The sequence below is a fragment of the Mycolicibacterium monacense genome (assembly GCF_010731575.1).
GTDB classification, from domain to species: Bacteria; Actinomycetota; Actinomycetes; order Mycobacteriales; family Mycobacteriaceae; genus Mycobacterium; species Mycobacterium monacense.
This window is the reverse complement of the sequence record NZ_AP022617.1, coordinates 1,136,564-1,152,989: the sequence shown is the minus strand read 5'-3', so window position 1 is coordinate 1,152,989 and position 16,426 is coordinate 1,136,564. Positions and strand designations below refer to the sequence as shown.

General features: G+C 70.1%; 13 protein-coding genes. 6 read left to right on the top strand and 7 right to left on the bottom strand.

Annotated features, from left to right (window positions below):
- Positions 1 to 8: 8 nt before the first annotated feature.
- On the bottom strand, positions 9 to 5,123 hold the full coding sequence (locus G6N49_RS05560; RefSeq protein ID WP_011856113.1) for a type I polyketide synthase: 5,115 nt from the start codon (positions 5,121 to 5,123) through the stop codon (positions 9 to 11).
- 54 nt (positions 5,124 to 5,177) lie between these two features.
- Complete coding sequence (hemW, locus tag G6N49_RS05555; RefSeq protein ID WP_011856114.1) at positions 5,178 to 6,356, bottom strand: radical SAM family heme chaperone HemW; 1,179 nt, start codon at positions 6,354 to 6,356, stop codon at positions 5,178 to 5,180.
- 137 nt (positions 6,357 to 6,493) lie between these two features.
- Between hemW and G6N49_RS29820 the strand changes: the two genes are divergently transcribed.
- The 6 genes from G6N49_RS29820 to G6N49_RS05530 all read left to right on the top strand — a co-directional run bounded on the left by G6N49_RS29820 (position 6,494) and on the right by G6N49_RS05530 (position 12,351).
- On the top strand, positions 6,494 to 6,589 hold the full coding sequence (locus tag G6N49_RS29820; RefSeq protein WP_406540074.1) for an Ms4527A family Cys-rich leader peptide: 96 nt from the start codon (positions 6,494 to 6,496) through the stop codon (positions 6,587 to 6,589).
- Between the two features lie 124 nt (positions 6,590 to 6,713).
- Positions 6,714 to 8,396, top strand: coding sequence for a nitrite/sulfite reductase (locus G6N49_RS05550; RefSeq protein WP_011856115.1), 1,683 nt, complete (start codon positions 6,714 to 6,716; stop codon positions 8,394 to 8,396).
- A gap of 8 nt (positions 8,397 to 8,404) precedes the next feature.
- Complete coding sequence (locus tag G6N49_RS05545) at positions 8,405 to 9,100, top strand: phosphoadenylyl-sulfate reductase (RefSeq protein ID WP_011560858.1); 696 nt, start codon at positions 8,405 to 8,407, stop codon at positions 9,098 to 9,100.
- Positions 9,097 to 9,801: a sirohydrochlorin chelatase gene (locus G6N49_RS05540; RefSeq protein WP_011856116.1), complete on the top strand. Its 705-nt coding sequence runs from the start codon at positions 9,097 to 9,099 to the stop codon at positions 9,799 to 9,801. The genes G6N49_RS05545 and G6N49_RS05540 overlap by 4 nt, the downstream gene beginning before the upstream one ends.
- 182 nt (positions 9,802 to 9,983) lie before the next feature.
- On the top strand, positions 9,984 to 11,360 hold the full coding sequence (locus G6N49_RS05535) for a hemolysin family protein (RefSeq protein WP_011856117.1): 1,377 nt from the start codon (positions 9,984 to 9,986) through the stop codon (positions 11,358 to 11,360).
- Entirely contained in the window at positions 11,353 to 12,351 is a 999-nt protein-coding gene (locus tag G6N49_RS05530; protein WP_011560861.1) for a hemolysin family protein, read from the top strand. Before G6N49_RS05535 ends, G6N49_RS05530 begins: the two co-directional genes overlap by 8 nt.
- A 13-nt stretch (positions 12,352 to 12,364) precedes the next feature.
- Here the strand turns inward: G6N49_RS05530 and G6N49_RS05525 are convergent, their stop codons facing one another.
- The 5 genes from G6N49_RS05525 to G6N49_RS29815 form a co-directional block, all read right to left on the bottom strand.
- Positions 12,365 to 13,396, bottom strand: a complete 1,032-nt coding sequence (locus tag G6N49_RS05525; RefSeq protein WP_011560862.1) for a sulfate/molybdate ABC transporter ATP-binding protein — start codon at positions 13,394 to 13,396, stop codon at positions 12,365 to 12,367.
- Complete coding sequence (cysW, locus tag G6N49_RS05520; protein ID WP_011560863.1) at positions 13,393 to 14,214, bottom strand: sulfate ABC transporter permease subunit CysW; 822 nt, start codon at positions 14,212 to 14,214, stop codon at positions 13,393 to 13,395. Before cysW ends, G6N49_RS05525 begins: the two co-directional genes overlap by 4 nt.
- Before the next feature lie 7 nt (positions 14,215 to 14,221).
- A complete protein-coding gene (gene cysT / locus G6N49_RS05515) occupies positions 14,222 to 15,067 on the bottom strand; it encodes a sulfate ABC transporter permease subunit CysT (protein ID WP_011560864.1) in 846 nt (281 codons plus the stop codon).
- Positions 15,064 to 16,101, bottom strand: a complete 1,038-nt coding sequence (locus tag G6N49_RS05510; protein WP_011560865.1) for a sulfate ABC transporter substrate-binding protein — start codon at positions 16,099 to 16,101, stop codon at positions 15,064 to 15,066. Before G6N49_RS05510 ends, cysT begins: the two co-directional genes overlap by 4 nt.
- Positions 16,102 to 16,222: 121 nt before the next feature.
- On the bottom strand, positions 16,223 to 16,315 hold the full coding sequence (locus G6N49_RS29815; protein ID WP_353612146.1) for an Ms4533A family Cys-rich leader peptide: 93 nt from the start codon (positions 16,313 to 16,315) through the stop codon (positions 16,223 to 16,225).
- Between the last annotated feature and the right edge of the window lie 111 nt (positions 16,316 to 16,426).

The window sequence follows — 16,426 nt, the reverse complement described above, 5'->3', positions numbered from 1 at the left end:
CCTGCTTATTACGCGGCTGAAGAGTCCTCGGCCATCAGCAGTTCGGTGATTCGGTCGGTCACCGCCGCGGCGGTCGGGTACTCCCACAGCAGAGTCGGCGGCAGCGACAGCCCGGTCTGCTTCTCCAGCCGGCGCCGCAGGGCGACGGTCATGATGGAGTCGACACCGATCTCCACCAACGGCAGCCGTAGGTCGACATCATCTGCGGCGCAACCGAGTTCGGAGGAGACCGCGGTGAGCACCTGGCGAGCCGCCCACTCCGCGACGTCCTCGTCACCGCGGTCCGCGACCGGCTCCGCGGATTCGGTGGGCGCGACGTCGGCGAGGATCGGCACCGATGCCGCCGACGGCAGCACCGGCAACACCACCACGTTGGGGTCGTCGTCGCGCATCGCCGAGTCCAGCGCCCGCATCGCGTCGTCGAGTCCCACCGTGCCCATCCCGAGCGCGTCGAGCTGGGCGGCGACGAATCCGGAGGCCGAGCCCATGCCCATACCCCGCCACGCCGTCCACGCGACGCTGGTGGTCCGGTCGCCGAGGCGGCGGCGGTGGCGGGCGAAGGCGTCGAGGTAGGCGTTGCCGCAGGCGTAGGCACCCTGGCCGGGGAAGCCCGCCAGATAGCCGCACGACGAGAACAGCACCATCCAATCCAGCTCGCCGGGCGGGAACAGCTCGTGCAGCGTGTTGAGCCCGGCGACCTTCGGCCGCATCGCCGCGTCGAGATCGTCCGCGGTCGTCGTGGCCAGCAGCGCACCGGCTTCCACGCCCGCGGCGTGAATGACTCCGCGCACCGGCGGCAGGTCGACCAGCGCCGACCGCAGCGCGGTGGCCGCTCCGGGTGCGCCGACGTCGACGGCCGCCACCTTCACCGACACCCCCCGCTGTTCGAGGGCGGAGACCACGGCGACCACTTCCCGGTCGCTGTGGTCGCGCCATGCGCTGCGCTCGGGAATGCCAGACCGCGACACCAGCACCAGACGCCGCGCCCCCAGGTCGGCCAGGCGCTGCGCCAGCCGCAGCCCCAGCACGCCGGTGCCGCCGGTGATCAGGTAGGTACCGCCCGGCGAGCACTGCAGCGGCGCCGCCTCCCCCGGTCCGGCGTGGGCCAACCGCGCCGCGTACGCGACGCCGTCGCGCACCACCACCACACCGTGCCCGTGCAGCGCGCCGAGCGCCCGCACCGGCAACCGGTCCCCGGTGATGTCGAGCACGCCGCCCCACAGGTGTGGATGTTCGGCCGCCGCCACCCGCGCCATTCCCCACAGCGGGGCGTGCGCCGGGTTGACGCCTTCGTGCACGTCGGAGGTCAGCACCCACAACCTGGTTCGAGCACCGGACGCGTCGAGATGCTGCACCGTGCTGAGCACGAGTTCGGCCGACGTCTGCGGTGTCTCGTCGGCGCGCGGCAGCACGAGCACCACCGACCCGCTCGGGAGCGCGCCGAGTTCCGTTGCGTGACCGACAGATCGGTGCGGCACACCGGCCTCGTCGAGGTCGCGGGTGACGAAGGCCCGCGTAGCGGCGTCCCCGCCGACGAGCACCACCTCGGCAGGCAGGTCGGCGTCCGGCCATGCGACCGGTTGCCACGCGACGTGGTGCAACAGCCGCGCCGTGTCGCGGCCGCTGGGATTCTCGAGCTCCTCGAATGCCATGCCGGTCAAGGACACCGAGACCGCACCGGACTCCTCGGCGAGTACCACGTCGGTGACGGTGCCCGCATCGCGGCGGCGTACGTGCAGCAGCGCGACGGCAGGTGGTTTGTCGTGGACGTGCACCCGTTCGATCCGGGCGGGCATGCGCAGTCGCGGCGGACCGTCGAAGATCGTCGAGGCCGCCGAGGTCGCGGCGTCGAGCAGTCCCGCCCACGTCGCCGGCGTCGATCCGTCGACATCGGCCGCGACACGCGCGAAGAGCTCACCGTCACCGCGGTGCAGGTCGAGCACCTGCCAACCGAATCCCATCGCGGCCACGCCGAGGGTCTCCAACGTGTCCACGACATGAGTCGACGGCAACACCTCCGGACACCGCGCGCGGATCTCGTCCTCGTCGAGCACGGTCAGCGCGGGTTCCCCACCCGGCGCGGCCAGCGCGGTGCAGTGGGTCAACCAGCCACCGTCGGCGTCCTCGCCGTCGTCGACCACCCGGGACGCCAGGGCCAGCGAGCGGTCCTGCGACACCACCTGGATGTCGCGCGCGCGTCCCGGCGGCACGGGTGTGCGCAACCGCACGTCGGCCAGATCCGTTCCGGCGGCGGCGAGGAACGTGTTCAGCAGGACGGCGGCGGGCACGATCTCGGTGCCCTGCACCGGGTGGTCGCCCGGGTAGGGCCGCGTCGACAAGTCCAGCCGTGTCTGCCACACCCGTGCGGGCACCGCCCCGGTCACCTCCATCGGGCCGCCGAGCAGGGTGTGCGAATCCGGCTCGTGCACACCGCGACCGCCAGGGGGCGCGGCGGGCGTGCGCCAGTGTCGCCGGTGCACCCACTGCGTTCCGGGAAGATCTGCGGCCCAGGGTTTTTCGGTCTCGACCCGGTGCGCGACCGGTGCGCCGTGGCAGTACAGCGCTCCGACGGCGGCGGCGACGGCAGGCAGCTCGGGCTGTTCGCGCCGCAGCACCGGCACGACCGCGTGGTCGTCGATCGCGTGGTGCGCCAGCGTCTCCGCGATGGAGTGCGCGACCACCGGATGCGCCGACACCTCGAGGAACAGCCGGTGTCCGTCCTCGGCCGCGGCGGTCACGGCTTCGGCGAAGCGCACCCGGCCACGCAGGTTGGCCACCCAGTAGCCGGGGTCGCGTGGTGCGGTCGACCGGGGGTCGGGCAGCGCGGTGGAGTACAGCGGCACGCCGGCGGACTTCGTCGGCGCCAGACCTGCTGTGAGACGGGCGAGTTCGGCGGTCAATCCGTCCATCGCCGGGCTGTGGAACGCCACGTCGGTGTTCACCCGGCGCACCGTCATCCCCTCGTCGGTCCAGCGCGCCGACACCTCCTCGACCGCTTCGACGGTGCCCGAGATGACCGTCGACTCCGGTGAGGCGCTGATCGCCGCCACCACATCGGTGCGGTCGCCCAGGCGCCGGTCGGCCTCGGCGAAGGGAAGACGGACCAGGGCCATCGCCCCCGCGCCGGCCACCGATCGGAAGCCCCGTGCGCGGTAGCAGGCCACCGCGGCCCCGTGGGCGAGGTCGAAGACACCGGCGACCACGTTGGCGGCCACCTCACCGACGGAGTGGCCGATCACCGCGGCCGGATGCAGACCGCGCTCGCGCAGCACCGCGGCCAGGCCGACCTGCATCGCGAACGTCAGCGCCTGCACGCGATCGGTTCCGCCGAGGTCACCGCTGTGCAGCGCGGCACGCGCCGAGAACCCGAGTTCGTCGGCGAACACCGGTTCCACCGCGTCGATGACCGTCGCGAAAGCCGGTTCGTGCGAGAGCAGTTCGCGACCCATGCCGGGCCAGTGCGATCCGTGTCCGGAGAACACCCACACCGCACCGTCGGCCGCACCCGCGAGTACGTTGCCGGTGAGAACCGACGGTGTCGGGCGGTCGTCGGCGAGCGCGTCGAGCCCGGTCACCAGGTCGGCGCCGTCGTGTGCGATCACCGCGGCGCGCACCGGTTCGTGGGAGCGCCGCGCCCACAGGGTCGCGGCCACCTCTCCCACCGAATGTGGTCGCCGCCGAAGGTGATCGGCGAGAGCGGCGGCGTGGCGGATCAGGCGCGCGGACGACCGCCCCGACAGCGGGACGGCCACGGGTTCGGCGTCCGTCTCCGCCTCCGGGCGTACGGCGACCGGCGCCTCTTCCAGCAGGACATGGGCGATGGTGCCGCCGTAGCCGTAGCTGCACACCGCGGCCCGGCGCGCGACATCGTCGCGACGCGGCCACGCCTCGACCCGGGTCGGAACCCGCAGTCCATTCGACGCCCAGTCCACGGCCGGGGTGAGTGTGCGGACACCGGCGGTCGGGGGGATCGCCTCGTGCTGCAGCGCCATCGCCGCCTTGATCAACCCCACCACCCCGGCCCCGCCCTCGAGGTGACCGGTGTTGGGTTTGACCGATCCGACGCGGCACGGTTCACCGTCGGCCCGCCGCGCCCCGTACACGGCGGCGAGCGCGTCGAGTTCGACCGGATCGCCGGTCGGCGTGCCGGTCCCGTGCGCCTCGACGAATCCGACTGTCGCCGGGTCGATTCCGGAGGTCGCACAGGTGCGCCGAAACAGGTCCTCCTGGGCGGCGCCGTTGGGCGACATGATGCCGACCGTGCGTCCGTCCTGGGCCACCGCCCCACCGCGGACGACGGCGATCACCCGGTCACCGTCCCGCACGGCGTCGGCCAACCGCTTGAGCACCACGACCGCGGCGCCCTCACCGCGGCCGTAGCCGTCGGCGTCGGCGTCGAAGCTCTTGCACCGGCCGTCGGGCGCGGTCGCCCCCGCCTGGTCGAGGACCCGGGTCAGACCGGGCCCGATCAGTGCGCTGACACCGCCGGCGAGCGCCAGCGACGTCTCCCCCGTCCGCAGCAGTTGGCACGCCTGGTGCACGGCCACCAGCGAGGCCGCGCACGCCGCATCGAGTGCGACGCTGGGGCCGCGCAGATCGAGCAGGTGCGAGACGCGGTTGGCGATACCGCACAGCGACGTGCCGATCCCGGTCCACGCCTCGATCCCCGGCAGGTCCTCCATGATGAGCTTGCCGTAGTCGTCGGAGTTCACGCCCATCAGCACCGCGGTGTCGCTGCCGGCCAGCGAGCGCGGCGGAATCCCGGCGTGTTCGAGTGCCTCCCAGGAGACTTCGAGCGCCAGTCGCTGCTGCGGATCCATCAGTTCGGCTTCACGCGGTGAGACACCGAAGAATTCGGCGTCGAAACCGGCCAGGTCGTCGAGGAAGGTGCCCCACGGCGTCGTCTCGCGCAGCACCGCGGCGTTGCGGGGGTCGCGCCGCAGATAGGGCTCCCAGCGGTCCGCGGGCACCTCGCGCACGCGACTGCCCCCGTCTAGCAGGAACGTCCAGAAGTCCGCGGGGGTCGCGATGTCGCCGGCCAGCCGGCAGCCGATGCCGACGATCGCGACGGGTTCGGGGAGGCCGGGTGCCAATTGGTTAGCCTTGCCTAAGTCCCTCGACATGCGGGCAATGATGGCACAGCCGCGCCGATCCGGGGCGACCACCTCCGGTCGGATTCAGTCGGCGAGCAGCGTGCGCACCACACCGTCGGCGAGCAGGCGGCCACGGTCGGTGAGGACCAGCGCCGCCCCGTCGACCACCGCGAGGCCGTCGGCCACCACGGTGCCGACGCGACTCCGCTCGTCGGCGGTGAGCATGTCCAGCGGCAGCCCGCTGCGCAGCCGCACCCGCAGCATCACGTCCTCGGTGTGCCGCGCGGCCGGGTCGAGCACCTCGAAATCGGAGACGGGCAGTGCCCCGTCGCCCAGCGCGGTGGCATAGGCGTTGGGATGCCTGACGTTCCACCACCGGGTGTCGCCCAGGAAGCCGTGCGCCCCCGGCCCGACCCCCCACCATTCGCCGCCGGCCCAGTAGCCGAGGTTGTGGCGGCACTCGCCGCCGAACCTGGCCCAGTTCGACACCTCGTACCAGTCGAACCCGGCCTCGCCCAGCCGCGCATCGAGCAGTTCGTACCGCGCCGCCAGCACGTCGTCGTCGGGGGCGGTCACCTCACCGCGCCGCACCCGGCGGGCCAGGGCCGTCCCGTCCTCGACCACCAGCGCGTAGGCCGACACGTGGTCGACCCCCGCCCCGATCGCGGCGTCGGCGGACCGGCGCAGGTCGTCGTCAGTCTCCCCCGGCGTGCCGTAGATCAGGTCGAGGTTGACGTGCCCGAAGCCGGCTGCGCGCGCCTCTCCGGCGGCGGCCACCGCGCGGCCGGGGGAATGCAACCGGTCGAGCACCTTGAGGACATGGCGGGCCGTCGACTGCATACCGAGCGAGACGCGGGTGTAGCCGGCGGCCAGCAGCGCGTCGAACAGTTCGGGTCCCGACGACTCCGGGTTGGCCTCAGTGGTGACCTCGGCGCCGGGCGCCAGTTCGAAGTGCTCGCGCACCGCGGCCAGCACCGCGGTCAGGCCCGCACCGCCCAGCAGCGACGGGGTGCCACCGCCGACGAAGACGGTCCGCACCGGCGGCGGCGTCCCCAACGTCCGGGCCGCGAGCGCCAACTCTTGGCGCATCGCGACCAGCCAGCCCTCGGGGTTGGCGCCGCCCGCCTCCGCGGGGGTGTAGGTGTTGAAGTCGCAGTAGCCGCAGCGGGTCGCGCAGAACGGGACGTGGATGTAGAGGCCGAACGGCCGACCCGCGGTGGCGGCCAGTTCCGGCGCGCGTACGGGGGCGGTTCGGAGGCTCACCTCTCCATCGTCCCAGCGCGACGTCAGATGGCGTAATCCCGCGGCCGATCCGCGGGGCCTGGGGCGACTTTTGCTCACCGCGAGCGCAAATATGGCCCGGTTAGGGCAGGTGCGGCAGTTCGTGGCACAATGGCCGGGTGACTGCCGCGCCGGCCCTCAACACCCGCATCTCGCTGGTGGTGCGTCGGCATGTGGACTTCAAGCGCGTTTGTACTTCTTGTTGTCTGCCTTGACGCGCCTGATCTAGGACCCAGCCCACCCCGCACGTACAGCTGGCCGCCGGATCTGCGCCGCCGGACAGCCCCCCGGTGATTCAGCGCGGTCCCAACGCCGGCTCCCAGCAAGGAGCCAGACCCCATGACCGAGACCCCGACCCGCCCCGCCAAGCCCGTGAAGCGTCCGCGCGGCGAAGGACAGTGGGCACTGGGATACCGCGAGCCGCTCAACGCCAACGAACAGTCCAAGAAGGACGACAACCCGCTCAACGTGCGGGAGCGGATCGAGAACATCTACGCCCCCGGCGGCTTCGACACGATCGACAAGGGCGACCTGCGCGGCCGCTTCCGCTGGTGGGGCCTCTACACCCAACGCAAGCCCGGCTTCGACGGCACGTGGACCGGTGACGAGAACACCGACATGCTCGAAGACGAGTACTTCATGCTGCGGGTCCGCAGCGACGGCGGTGCGCTGACCGCGAAGGCGCTGCGCACCCTCGGTGAGATCTCCACCGAGTTCGCCAGGGACACCGCCGACATCTCCGACCGGCAGAACGTCCAGTACCACTGGATCGACGTCAGGAACATGCCGGAGATCTGGCGCCGGCTCGACGAGGTGGGGTTGCAGACCACAGAGGCGTGCGGCGACTGCCCCCGCGTCGTGCTCGGTTCGCCGCTGGCCGGTGAGTCCCTCGACGAGGTGATCGACGGCACGCCCGCGGTCGACGAGATCGTCAAGCGCTACATCGGCAAGCCGGAGTACTCCAACCTGCCGCGCAAGTTCAAGACCGCGATCTCCGGTCTGCAGGACGTCGTGCACGAGGTCAACGACGTCGCGTTCATCGGTGTGGTGCATCCCGAGCACGGCCCCGGCTTCGACCTGTGGGTCGGCGGCGGGCTGTCCACCAACCCGATGCTGGGCCAGCGCGTCGGGGCCTGGGTTCCGCTCGATGAGGTGCCCGACGTCTGGGAGGGCGTCGTCAGCGTCTTCCGCGACTACGGATACCGGCGCCTGCGCTCCAAGGCCCGGCTGAAGTTCCTGATCAAGGACTGGGGCGTAGAGAAATTCCGCCAGGTTCTCGAGACGGAGTACCTCAAGCGCCCGCTCATCGATGGACCCGCGCCCGACCCCGTGACCCGTCCGATCGACCACGTGGGGGTGCAGAAGCTCAAGAACGGTCTCAACGCCGTCGGCGTCGCCCCCATCGCCGGCCGCGTCTCGGGGACCATCTTGAGCAAGGTCGCCGACCTGGCCGAGGCCGCGGGCAGCGACCGGATCCGGTTCACGCCGTACCAGAAGCTGATCGTGCTGGACGTGCCCGATGAGAAGCTCGACGAGCTGCGGGCCGGGCTGGACGCGTTGGGCCTGCCGTCGACCCCGTCGCACTGGCGGCGAAACCTGATGGCGTGCACGGGAATCGAGTTCTGCAAGCTCAGCTTCGCCGAGACCAGGAGCCGCTCGCAGGTGCTGGTGCCCGAGCTCGAGAAGCGCCTCGAGGACATCAACGCCCAGCTCGACGTGCCGGTGACGATCAACATCAACGGCTGCCCGAACTCGTGCGCCCGTATCCAGGTCGCCGACATCGGGTTCAAGGGCCAGATGGTGGACGACGGGGACGGCCCCGAAGAGGGCTTCCAGGTCCACCTGGGCGGCAGCCTCGGGCTGGACAGCGGTTTCGGCCGCAAGCTGCGCCAGCACAAGGTGCTCGCGACCGAACTCGGCGACTACATCGAGCGGGTGGTTCGCAACTTCGTGAAACAACGCGAGGACGGCGAGCGTTTCGCAACGTGGGCCCTACGAGCAGACGAGGCGGACTTGCGGTGACGGATGTGATGTCGGATATCGACCTGCAGCAACTGGCGGAGCGCGGCGCGGCCGAACTCGGCCCGAACGCGTCGGCGATCGACCTGCTGCGCTGGACCGACGAGAACTTCTCCGGCAACTACGTGGTGGCGTCGAACATGCAGGACGCGGTGCTGGTCGACATGGCGGCGAAGGTCCGGCCCGGTGTGGACGTGCTGTTCCTCGACACCGGCTACCACTTCGCGGAGACCATCGGCACCCGCGATGCGGTGCAGGCGGTGTACGACGTGAACGTCGTCAACGTCACCCCCGAGCGGACCGTCGCCGAACAGGAGGCGCTGCTCGGCAAGGACCTGTTCGCCCGCGAGCCGAACGAGTGCTGCCGTCTGCGCAAGGTCGAACCGCTGACCAAGGCGCTGAGCGGTTATTCGGCCTGGGTCACCGGCATCCGCCGCGTCGAGGCCCCCACCCGGGCCAACGCACCGCTGATCAGCTGGGACAGGGCGTTCGGCCTGGTCAAGATCAACCCGATCGCGGCATGGTCGGACGACGACATGCAGGCCTACATCGCCGCCAACGGCGTGCTGGTCAACCCGCTGGTCGACGAGGGTTACCCGTCGATCGGTTGCGCACCGTGCACGGCCAAGCCGATCGAGGGCGCCGATCCGCGCAGCGGGCGCTGGCAGGGCCTGAACAAGATCGAATGCGGGCTGCACCAGTCTTGAGCACGTTGATCCTGACCGCGCACGGCAGCGTCGACCCGCGGTCGGCGGCGGTCACGCATGCGGTGGCCGGCCGGATCCGGCGGCTGCGACCGTGGCTCGACGTGCGGGCGGCGTTCCTCGAGAAGTGCGCCCCGAGCCTGCACGACGTGCTCTCGGAGACCGGCAACGCCACCGTCGTACCGTTCCTGCTGGCCGATGCCTACCACGCCCGCGTCGACATCCCGGCCGTGATCGACACCGTCGGCGCCCCGGTGCGGACCGCCCCGGTGCTCGGTGAGGATCCCGCACTGCTGTCGGTGGCGCGCCTTCGACTGACCGAGGCGGGGGTCTGCCCCTACGACGACGAACTCGGTGTGATGGTCGTGGCCGTCGGGTCCTCGAATCCATCGGCCAACGCCAGGACCTCGACCGTCGCGCCCGCGCTGGCGGACGGCACCCGGTGGGCGGGTACGAAGGTCGCCTTCGCCACCGGCCCGCACGCCGACCTGGCCGGCACCGCCGCCGCGCTGCGGGATTCGGGCGCCCGTCGGCTCGTGATCGTGCCGTGGTTCCTCGCCCACGGCCGCATCACCGATCGCGTTGCGGATTACGCTGCGCGCGAGGGTATTTCGATGGCCGAGCCGCTGGGGTCGCACAACCTGGTGGCGGCGACGGTGCTCGACCGCTTCGACGACGTGACGGAGACACGCGCCGCGGCCTGACCCCGCGTCGAGTGTGCCTCCACGGCGGGAATCCCGCGAAAGCACCACCGTGTGTACACAGTCGGCGCCGTGACGGCACACTCACAGCACTCTCCCAGCGTCGGTACTCTGGGTGCCGACGGACTATCCGCCCACCTACCGAGCAAGGACTCGATGCCCCCTCTCAGACCCAAGGCGGTCACATGTTGACCGCCGTCGTCGGAATTCTCGTAGGTTTTCTCGTCGTCTTGGCGATCACAGCGTTGACCGGATACTTCGTCGCGCAGGAATTCGCCTACATGGCGGTGGACCGGTCACGGCTCAAGGCCCGCGCTGAGGCGGGCGACCACGCAGCCGCCCGCGCGCTGACCGTCACCCGCCGCACTTCGTTCATGCTGTCGGGTGCCCAATTGGGCATCACGGTCACGGGACTGCTGGTCGGATACGTCGCCGAACCGCTGATCGGGCGCGGTCTGGAAACACTGCTCGGCGGTGCCGGGATCCCGACCGCGGTGGCTGTCGGCATCGGCGGTCTCGTCGCAATCGCGGTCTCGACGGTCGTGCAGATGGTCTTCGGAGAACTCTTCCCGAAGAACCTGGCGATCGCCCGCCCCGAGCCGCTGGCCCGCTGGCTGGCGTTGTCGACAACGATCTATCTCAAGCTGTTCGGCTGGCTCATCTGGCTGTTCGACCAGTCGTCGAACATGCTGCTGCGGCTTCTGCGCATCGAACCGGTGCATGACGTCGAGCATTCGGCGACGCCGCGGGACCTCGAACACATCGTCGCCGCTTCCCGCGATGCCGGGGAGATCCCGCGGGAACTCTCCGCCCTGCTGGACCGTATCCTCGACTTCCCCACCAGCACCGCCGAACACGCGATGATCCCGCGTTCGCGCGTCGACGTGGTCCGCGCCGACGAAGCCGTGCCGGATGTGCTGGAGCGCATGGCCCGCGGGCACACCCGCTATCCCGTCACCGGTTCCGGCCCTGACGACGTCATCGGCGTGATCGACCTACACGACCTGCTCGGCCCCTCTACCCAGTCCACAAGCGGCACCGCCCGTGCGCGCTGCCGCCCGGCCGTGGTCGTCCCGGAGACGCTCCCGCTGCCAAACGTGGTGCGCGAATTGGCTCAGACCGGTGACGAGATGGCGATCGTCATCGACGAATACGGCGGGTTCGCCGGAATCGTCACCGTCGAGGATCTGGCCGAGGAACTCGTCGGCGAGATCGACGACGAACACGACACCGAATCGACGGCGGACATCGTCGCCCGGGACGGCGGCTGGCTGCTCGCCGGCGATCTACCACTCGACGAGGCCGAACGCACCCTCGGGCTGACGCTGCCGGAAGGCGACTACGAAACGGTCGCGGGCATGGTCATCGCACACGCGGCCGGCCTACCCGACGCCGGGGACACCGTCGTCATCGAATTGCCCAGCGACAATGCGGATCTGCTCAACGACGGCCCTGCGCCGGCGCGGCAGATCGTCGCGGAGGTGCGGGCCGTCGACCGGCGGGTACCGTCGCGTGTGTTGGTCACCGTCGACACCCGCACGGAGGGGGGCGACGATGAATAGCCCGTGGGCGGTCGTGGCGATCACCGTCGGGCTCATCAGCCTCAGCGCGTTCTTCGTCGCCGTGGAGTTCGCGTTGATCGCCGCACGCCGCAGCCGGCTCGAGGATGCGGCCGCCGCCAGCGCGGCGGCGCGCGCCGCACTGCGCAGCGCCGGTGAACTGTCGTTGCTGCTCGCCGGCGCCCAGCTGGGCATAACGGCATGCACGCTGCTGTTGGGCGCCGTCACCAAACCGGCTGTGCACCATGCGATCACGCCATGGCTGGCTGGCCTCGGCGCACCGTCGTGGGCGGCCGACGCAAGCGGGTTCGTCCTGGCGCTGGCGATCGTCACGTTCCTGCACCTGGTGATCGGCGAGATGGCGCCGAAATCGTGGGCCATCGCCCATCCTGAACGGTCGGCCACCTTGCTGGCTCTGCCGATGCGAGGGTTCATGTTCCTCACGCGCCCACTGCTGCGTGGCCTCAACCACGCCGCCAACTGGTGCCTGCGCCGGGTCGGGGTCACCCCGGTCGACGAACTGGCCGATGCGCAGGATCCGGATGCGCTGCGTCAGCTCGTCGAACACTCGGCGACGGTGGGCACCCTCGACGAGCGCTATTACGCGAATCTGACCAGCGCGCTGGAACTGGAGGCGCTGAGCGTGGGACAGGTGGCCCGGCGGGACGGCGCGTACAGCGACGTGCAAGCCGATGCGACGCCGGAGGAAATCCAACAGACCGCACACGCGACCGGGCATCTGCGATTGTTGGTGCGCGACGGATCCGACACCGTGGGCGTCGTGCACGTCCGCGACAGCCTGTCGTCCTCGGGTTCGGCGCGCACGTTGATGCGCCCGGTGCTCAGCCTGCCGGAGAGCACCCCGGTGTACGAAGCACTGCGCACCATGCGGGAGACGCGAAGCCACCTGGTCATCGTGGACGGCCCCTCCGGTCGCGGCCTGTTGACCCTGACCGACCTTCTCCACCGGCTGCTGCCCAGTGAGGCGGCGTAGCCGTACAGTCGGGTCAGCGCAGCACGGCCGCCTTCGGCGCCTCGGTGTCCCCGGGGATCTCCGGCACGCGCGTGGCCCGCACGTAGACCGTCTCCCCTTCGCGCAGCCCGAGCGCCTCCGCGTCACCGCGGGTGATCTGCGCGGTGAACGGCGCATGCGTCGCCGCATTGGTCAGCTCGAGGCGAACCTCGAAGCCCAGCACCACGATTCGGTCGATGACGGCCTTGACCACGCCGGTGGCCTGGATCGACTCGCTCTCGTAGATCGGCAGTTCCGGATTGCGGCCGACCCGGATGTCGTGCGGGCGCACGAGCGTGCCGTTGAGCGACGACACCGCGCCCAGGAACGACATCACGAACGCGTTGGCCGGGGTGTCGTACACCTCGGTCGGTGAACCGACCTGTTCGATCCGGCCCTTGTTGAGCACCGCGATGCGGTCGGCGACGTCGAGCGCCTCGGCCTGGTCGTGGGTGACCAGCACGGTGGTGACGTGGACTTCGTCGTGCAGGCGGCGCAGCCAGGCCCGCAGATCCTCGCGCACCTTCGCGTCGAGCGCGCCGAACGGCTCGTCGAGCAGCAGCACCTGCGGATCGACCGCCAGCGCGCGGGCCAGCGCCATCCGCTGCCGCTGCCCGCCGGAGAGCTGATTGGGGTAGCGGTTCTGGAAGCCGGCCAACCCGACGACCTCGAGCAGGTTGTCGACCTTCTCCTTGATCTCCGCCTTGGGCCGCTTGCGGATCTTCAACCCGAACGCGACGTTCTCGCGCACCGAGAGGTGCTTGAACGCCGCGTAATGCTGGAAGACGAAGCCGATGCCGCGGCGCTGGGGCGGTACCGCGGTGACGTCGCGCCCGTTGATCGTGATGGTGCCGGTGTCGGGCTGGTCGAGGCCGGCGATCGCCCGCAGCAACGTCGACTTGCCCGAACCGCTGGGACCGAGCAGTGCGGTGAGCGAACCGGCCGGAACCTCGAAGTCGATGTTGTCCAGCGCCGCGAAGTCGCCGTAGTGCTTGTTGGCGCCGCGCACGATGATCGCGTCTGTCATGACCCTCTGCTCTCCTGTCGGCCCCGACGGGCGTCGAGTACCACCTGGACCACCAGGACGATCACCGCGACCCCCATGAGCAGTGTCGACACAGCGTAGGCACCGTATTCGGCACCCCGGTTGTAACGGTCGGACACCAGCAGCGTCAGGGTCTGCGAGGTGCCCGGCAGGTTCGACGACACCATGATGACCGCGCCGTACTCCCCCAGTGTGCGGGCGATGGTGAGGACCACGCCATACGTGAGACCCCAGCGGATCGACGGCAGCGTGATCCGCCAGAAGGTCTGCCACCACTGCGAGCCCAGGGTCGAGGCGGCTTCCTCCTGGTCGGTGCCGATCTCGTGCAGCACCGGTTCGACCTCGCGGATGACGAACGGCACGGTGACGAAGATGCTCGCGAGCACGATGCCGGGCAGCCCGAAGATGATCTTGAAGCCGAGGTTGTTCTCGACGAATCCGAACACCCCGGCCGACCCCCACAGCAGGATCAGCGCGACACCCACGACCACCGGCGACACCGCGAACGGCAGGTCGATCACCGCCTGGAGCGCGCTCTTACCGCGGAACTTGTTGCGCGCCAACACCAGCGCGGTCGGAACCCCGAACAGCACGTTGAGCGGGACGACGATCGCCACGACGAGCAGCGACAACTGCAGCGCGCTGATGGCCGCGGGGGTCCCGATCGATGCGACGAACGCGCCGATGCCGGGTGAGAAGGTCCGCCACAGGATCAGCCCCACCGGCACGACGACCAGCACCAGGATGTAGGCCAGCGCGACGAAGCGCAGTACCCGGCGCGTCACCGGCGACAACAGCATTGCTCGATCACCCCGCCATCTGTTCCCGTTTGGCCGCCCGCGCGCCGAGCGCGCGCAGGATCAACAGCACGACGAACGAGATCGCCAGCAGCACGATCGAGATGGCGGCCGCACCGGTGCGGTCGTCGTTCTCGATCAGCGTGCGGATCCACTGCGAGGACACCTCGGTCTCCCCCGGCACCGCGCCACCGATGAGCACCACCGAGCCGAACTCGCCGATGGCGCGGGAGAACGCCAGCCCGGCGCCGGACAGCAGCGACGGGAGCAGTGCGGGCAGGATGATCCTGGTCAGGATGGTCCAGTTGTTGGCGCCCAGCGAGGCGGCCGCCTCTTCGACCTCCCGGTCCAGTTCGAGCAGCACCGGCTGCACCGAGCGCACCACGAACGGCAGCGTGACGAACAGCAGCGCGATTCCCACACCCCACTTGGTGTGCTGCAGGTGCAGCTGGACCGGGCTCGCCGGTCCGTAGAGCGCCAGCATGACCAAGCTGGCGACGATCGTGGGCAGCGCGAAGGGCAGGTCGATGACGGCGTCCACCAGCCGTCGGCCCGGAAAGTCGTCGCGGGTGAGCACCCAGGCCACCAGCAGGCCGAAGAAGGCGTTGACGATCGTCACCCCGACCGAGATGGTCAGGGTGACCCGGAACGACTCGAGTGCGGCATTGCCGGTCACGGCGCGGTAGAACGCCTCCCACCCGCCGCCCACGGACTGCCAGAGGATCGCGGCCAGCGGCAGCAGCACGATGACGCTGAGCCAGATGGTCGCGACGCCGACCCGAAGGGACGCGGTACCGCGACGCCGGGCGAATCCGCCCGGCGCCCGGCCGTTGTCACCGTCGACGGCAGTGATCATCCAGTCGCCTGGGTGTAGATCTTGGTGATCGAACCGGAGTCCTTGTTGAACAGCTCGCTGTCCACCTTCTGCCAGCCACCCAGGTCGGCGATGGTCCACAGCTTCTGCGGCGCCGGGAACTGGTCGGCGAACTCCGCGGCGACCGCCGGGTCGACCGGGCGGAACCCGGCCTCGGCCCACAGCTTCTGCGCCTCGGGCGTGTACTGGAAGTTCACGAACGCCGTCGCCTGCTCGAGATGCCGGCTGGAGTTGACCACCGCGACCGGGTTCTCGATCTTGAAGGTCTGCGGGGGGTTGAAGTAGTCGAACTCGTGGCCGAGGCGGCGCGAGTTGATCGCCTCGTTCTCATATGCCAGCAGTACGTCGCCGCTGCCCTGCAGGAAGACGTCGGTGGCCTCGCGCCCGGAGCCGGGCCGCAGCTTGATGTGCTCGCTGACCAGCTGGTTGACGTAGTCGAGACCGGCCTGCGGGTTCTTGCCCCCGTCGCTCTTCACCGCGTACGGGGCGAGCAGGTTCCACTTGGCCGAACCCGAGCTGAGCGGGCTGGGGGTGATGACCTCGACGCCCGGCTTGAGCAGGTCGTCCCAGTCGCGGATGTTCTTCGGGTTGCCCGGGCGGACCATCAGGCTCACCACCGAACCGAACGGAATCCCCTTGGTGGCGTTCTTGTTCCAGTCCTCGCTGACCTTGCCGGACTTCACCAGGCGGGTGATGTCGGGTTCGACCGAGAAGTTCACCACGTCGGCGGGTTTACCCGAGTCGACGCCGCGAGACTGATCGCCGGAGGCGCCGTAGGATGCGGTCACGCCGACCCCCTTACCCTCCTCGGTGGCCGCGAACGCCGGGATGACCTTGGACCACCCGGGTTCGGGCACCGCGTAGGCGACCAGGGTCAGGGTGGTCTCGGCGTTGGAGCCACCGTCGGAGCCCGCGACGTCGCTGGCGCCGCCACCGCACCCGGCCAGAAGTGACGCGGTGGCGGCGAGCGCCGCGGCGACCCGCCAGCGCTTGAAGGTCTTGACTGAGCTGAGCATCGATGGCCTTTCGATCGTCTTCCGTGGAATGCAGGACGGACCCCGTCAAGCGGACACTGGTGACGACGAGAAGGCAGCACGAAAAGTGCCGTCGCCGAAGCCCAACCGCGGACGGGGGGTTTCAGCAACAACAGTGAACGTCAGCAACCGCGCACGAACCCACGGCAATGAGCGCCAAGATGTGGCACTCGCTATTGCCGGACGCCGGATGCATGGCGCGAAGAATAACAGAGCCGCCGGGGTGTCTCACCACGAGCGGTCAGCGAGTCATCAGCCAGGCGACGATGACCAGCAGGATGAGGACGACCAGGATCAGGGTCACCCG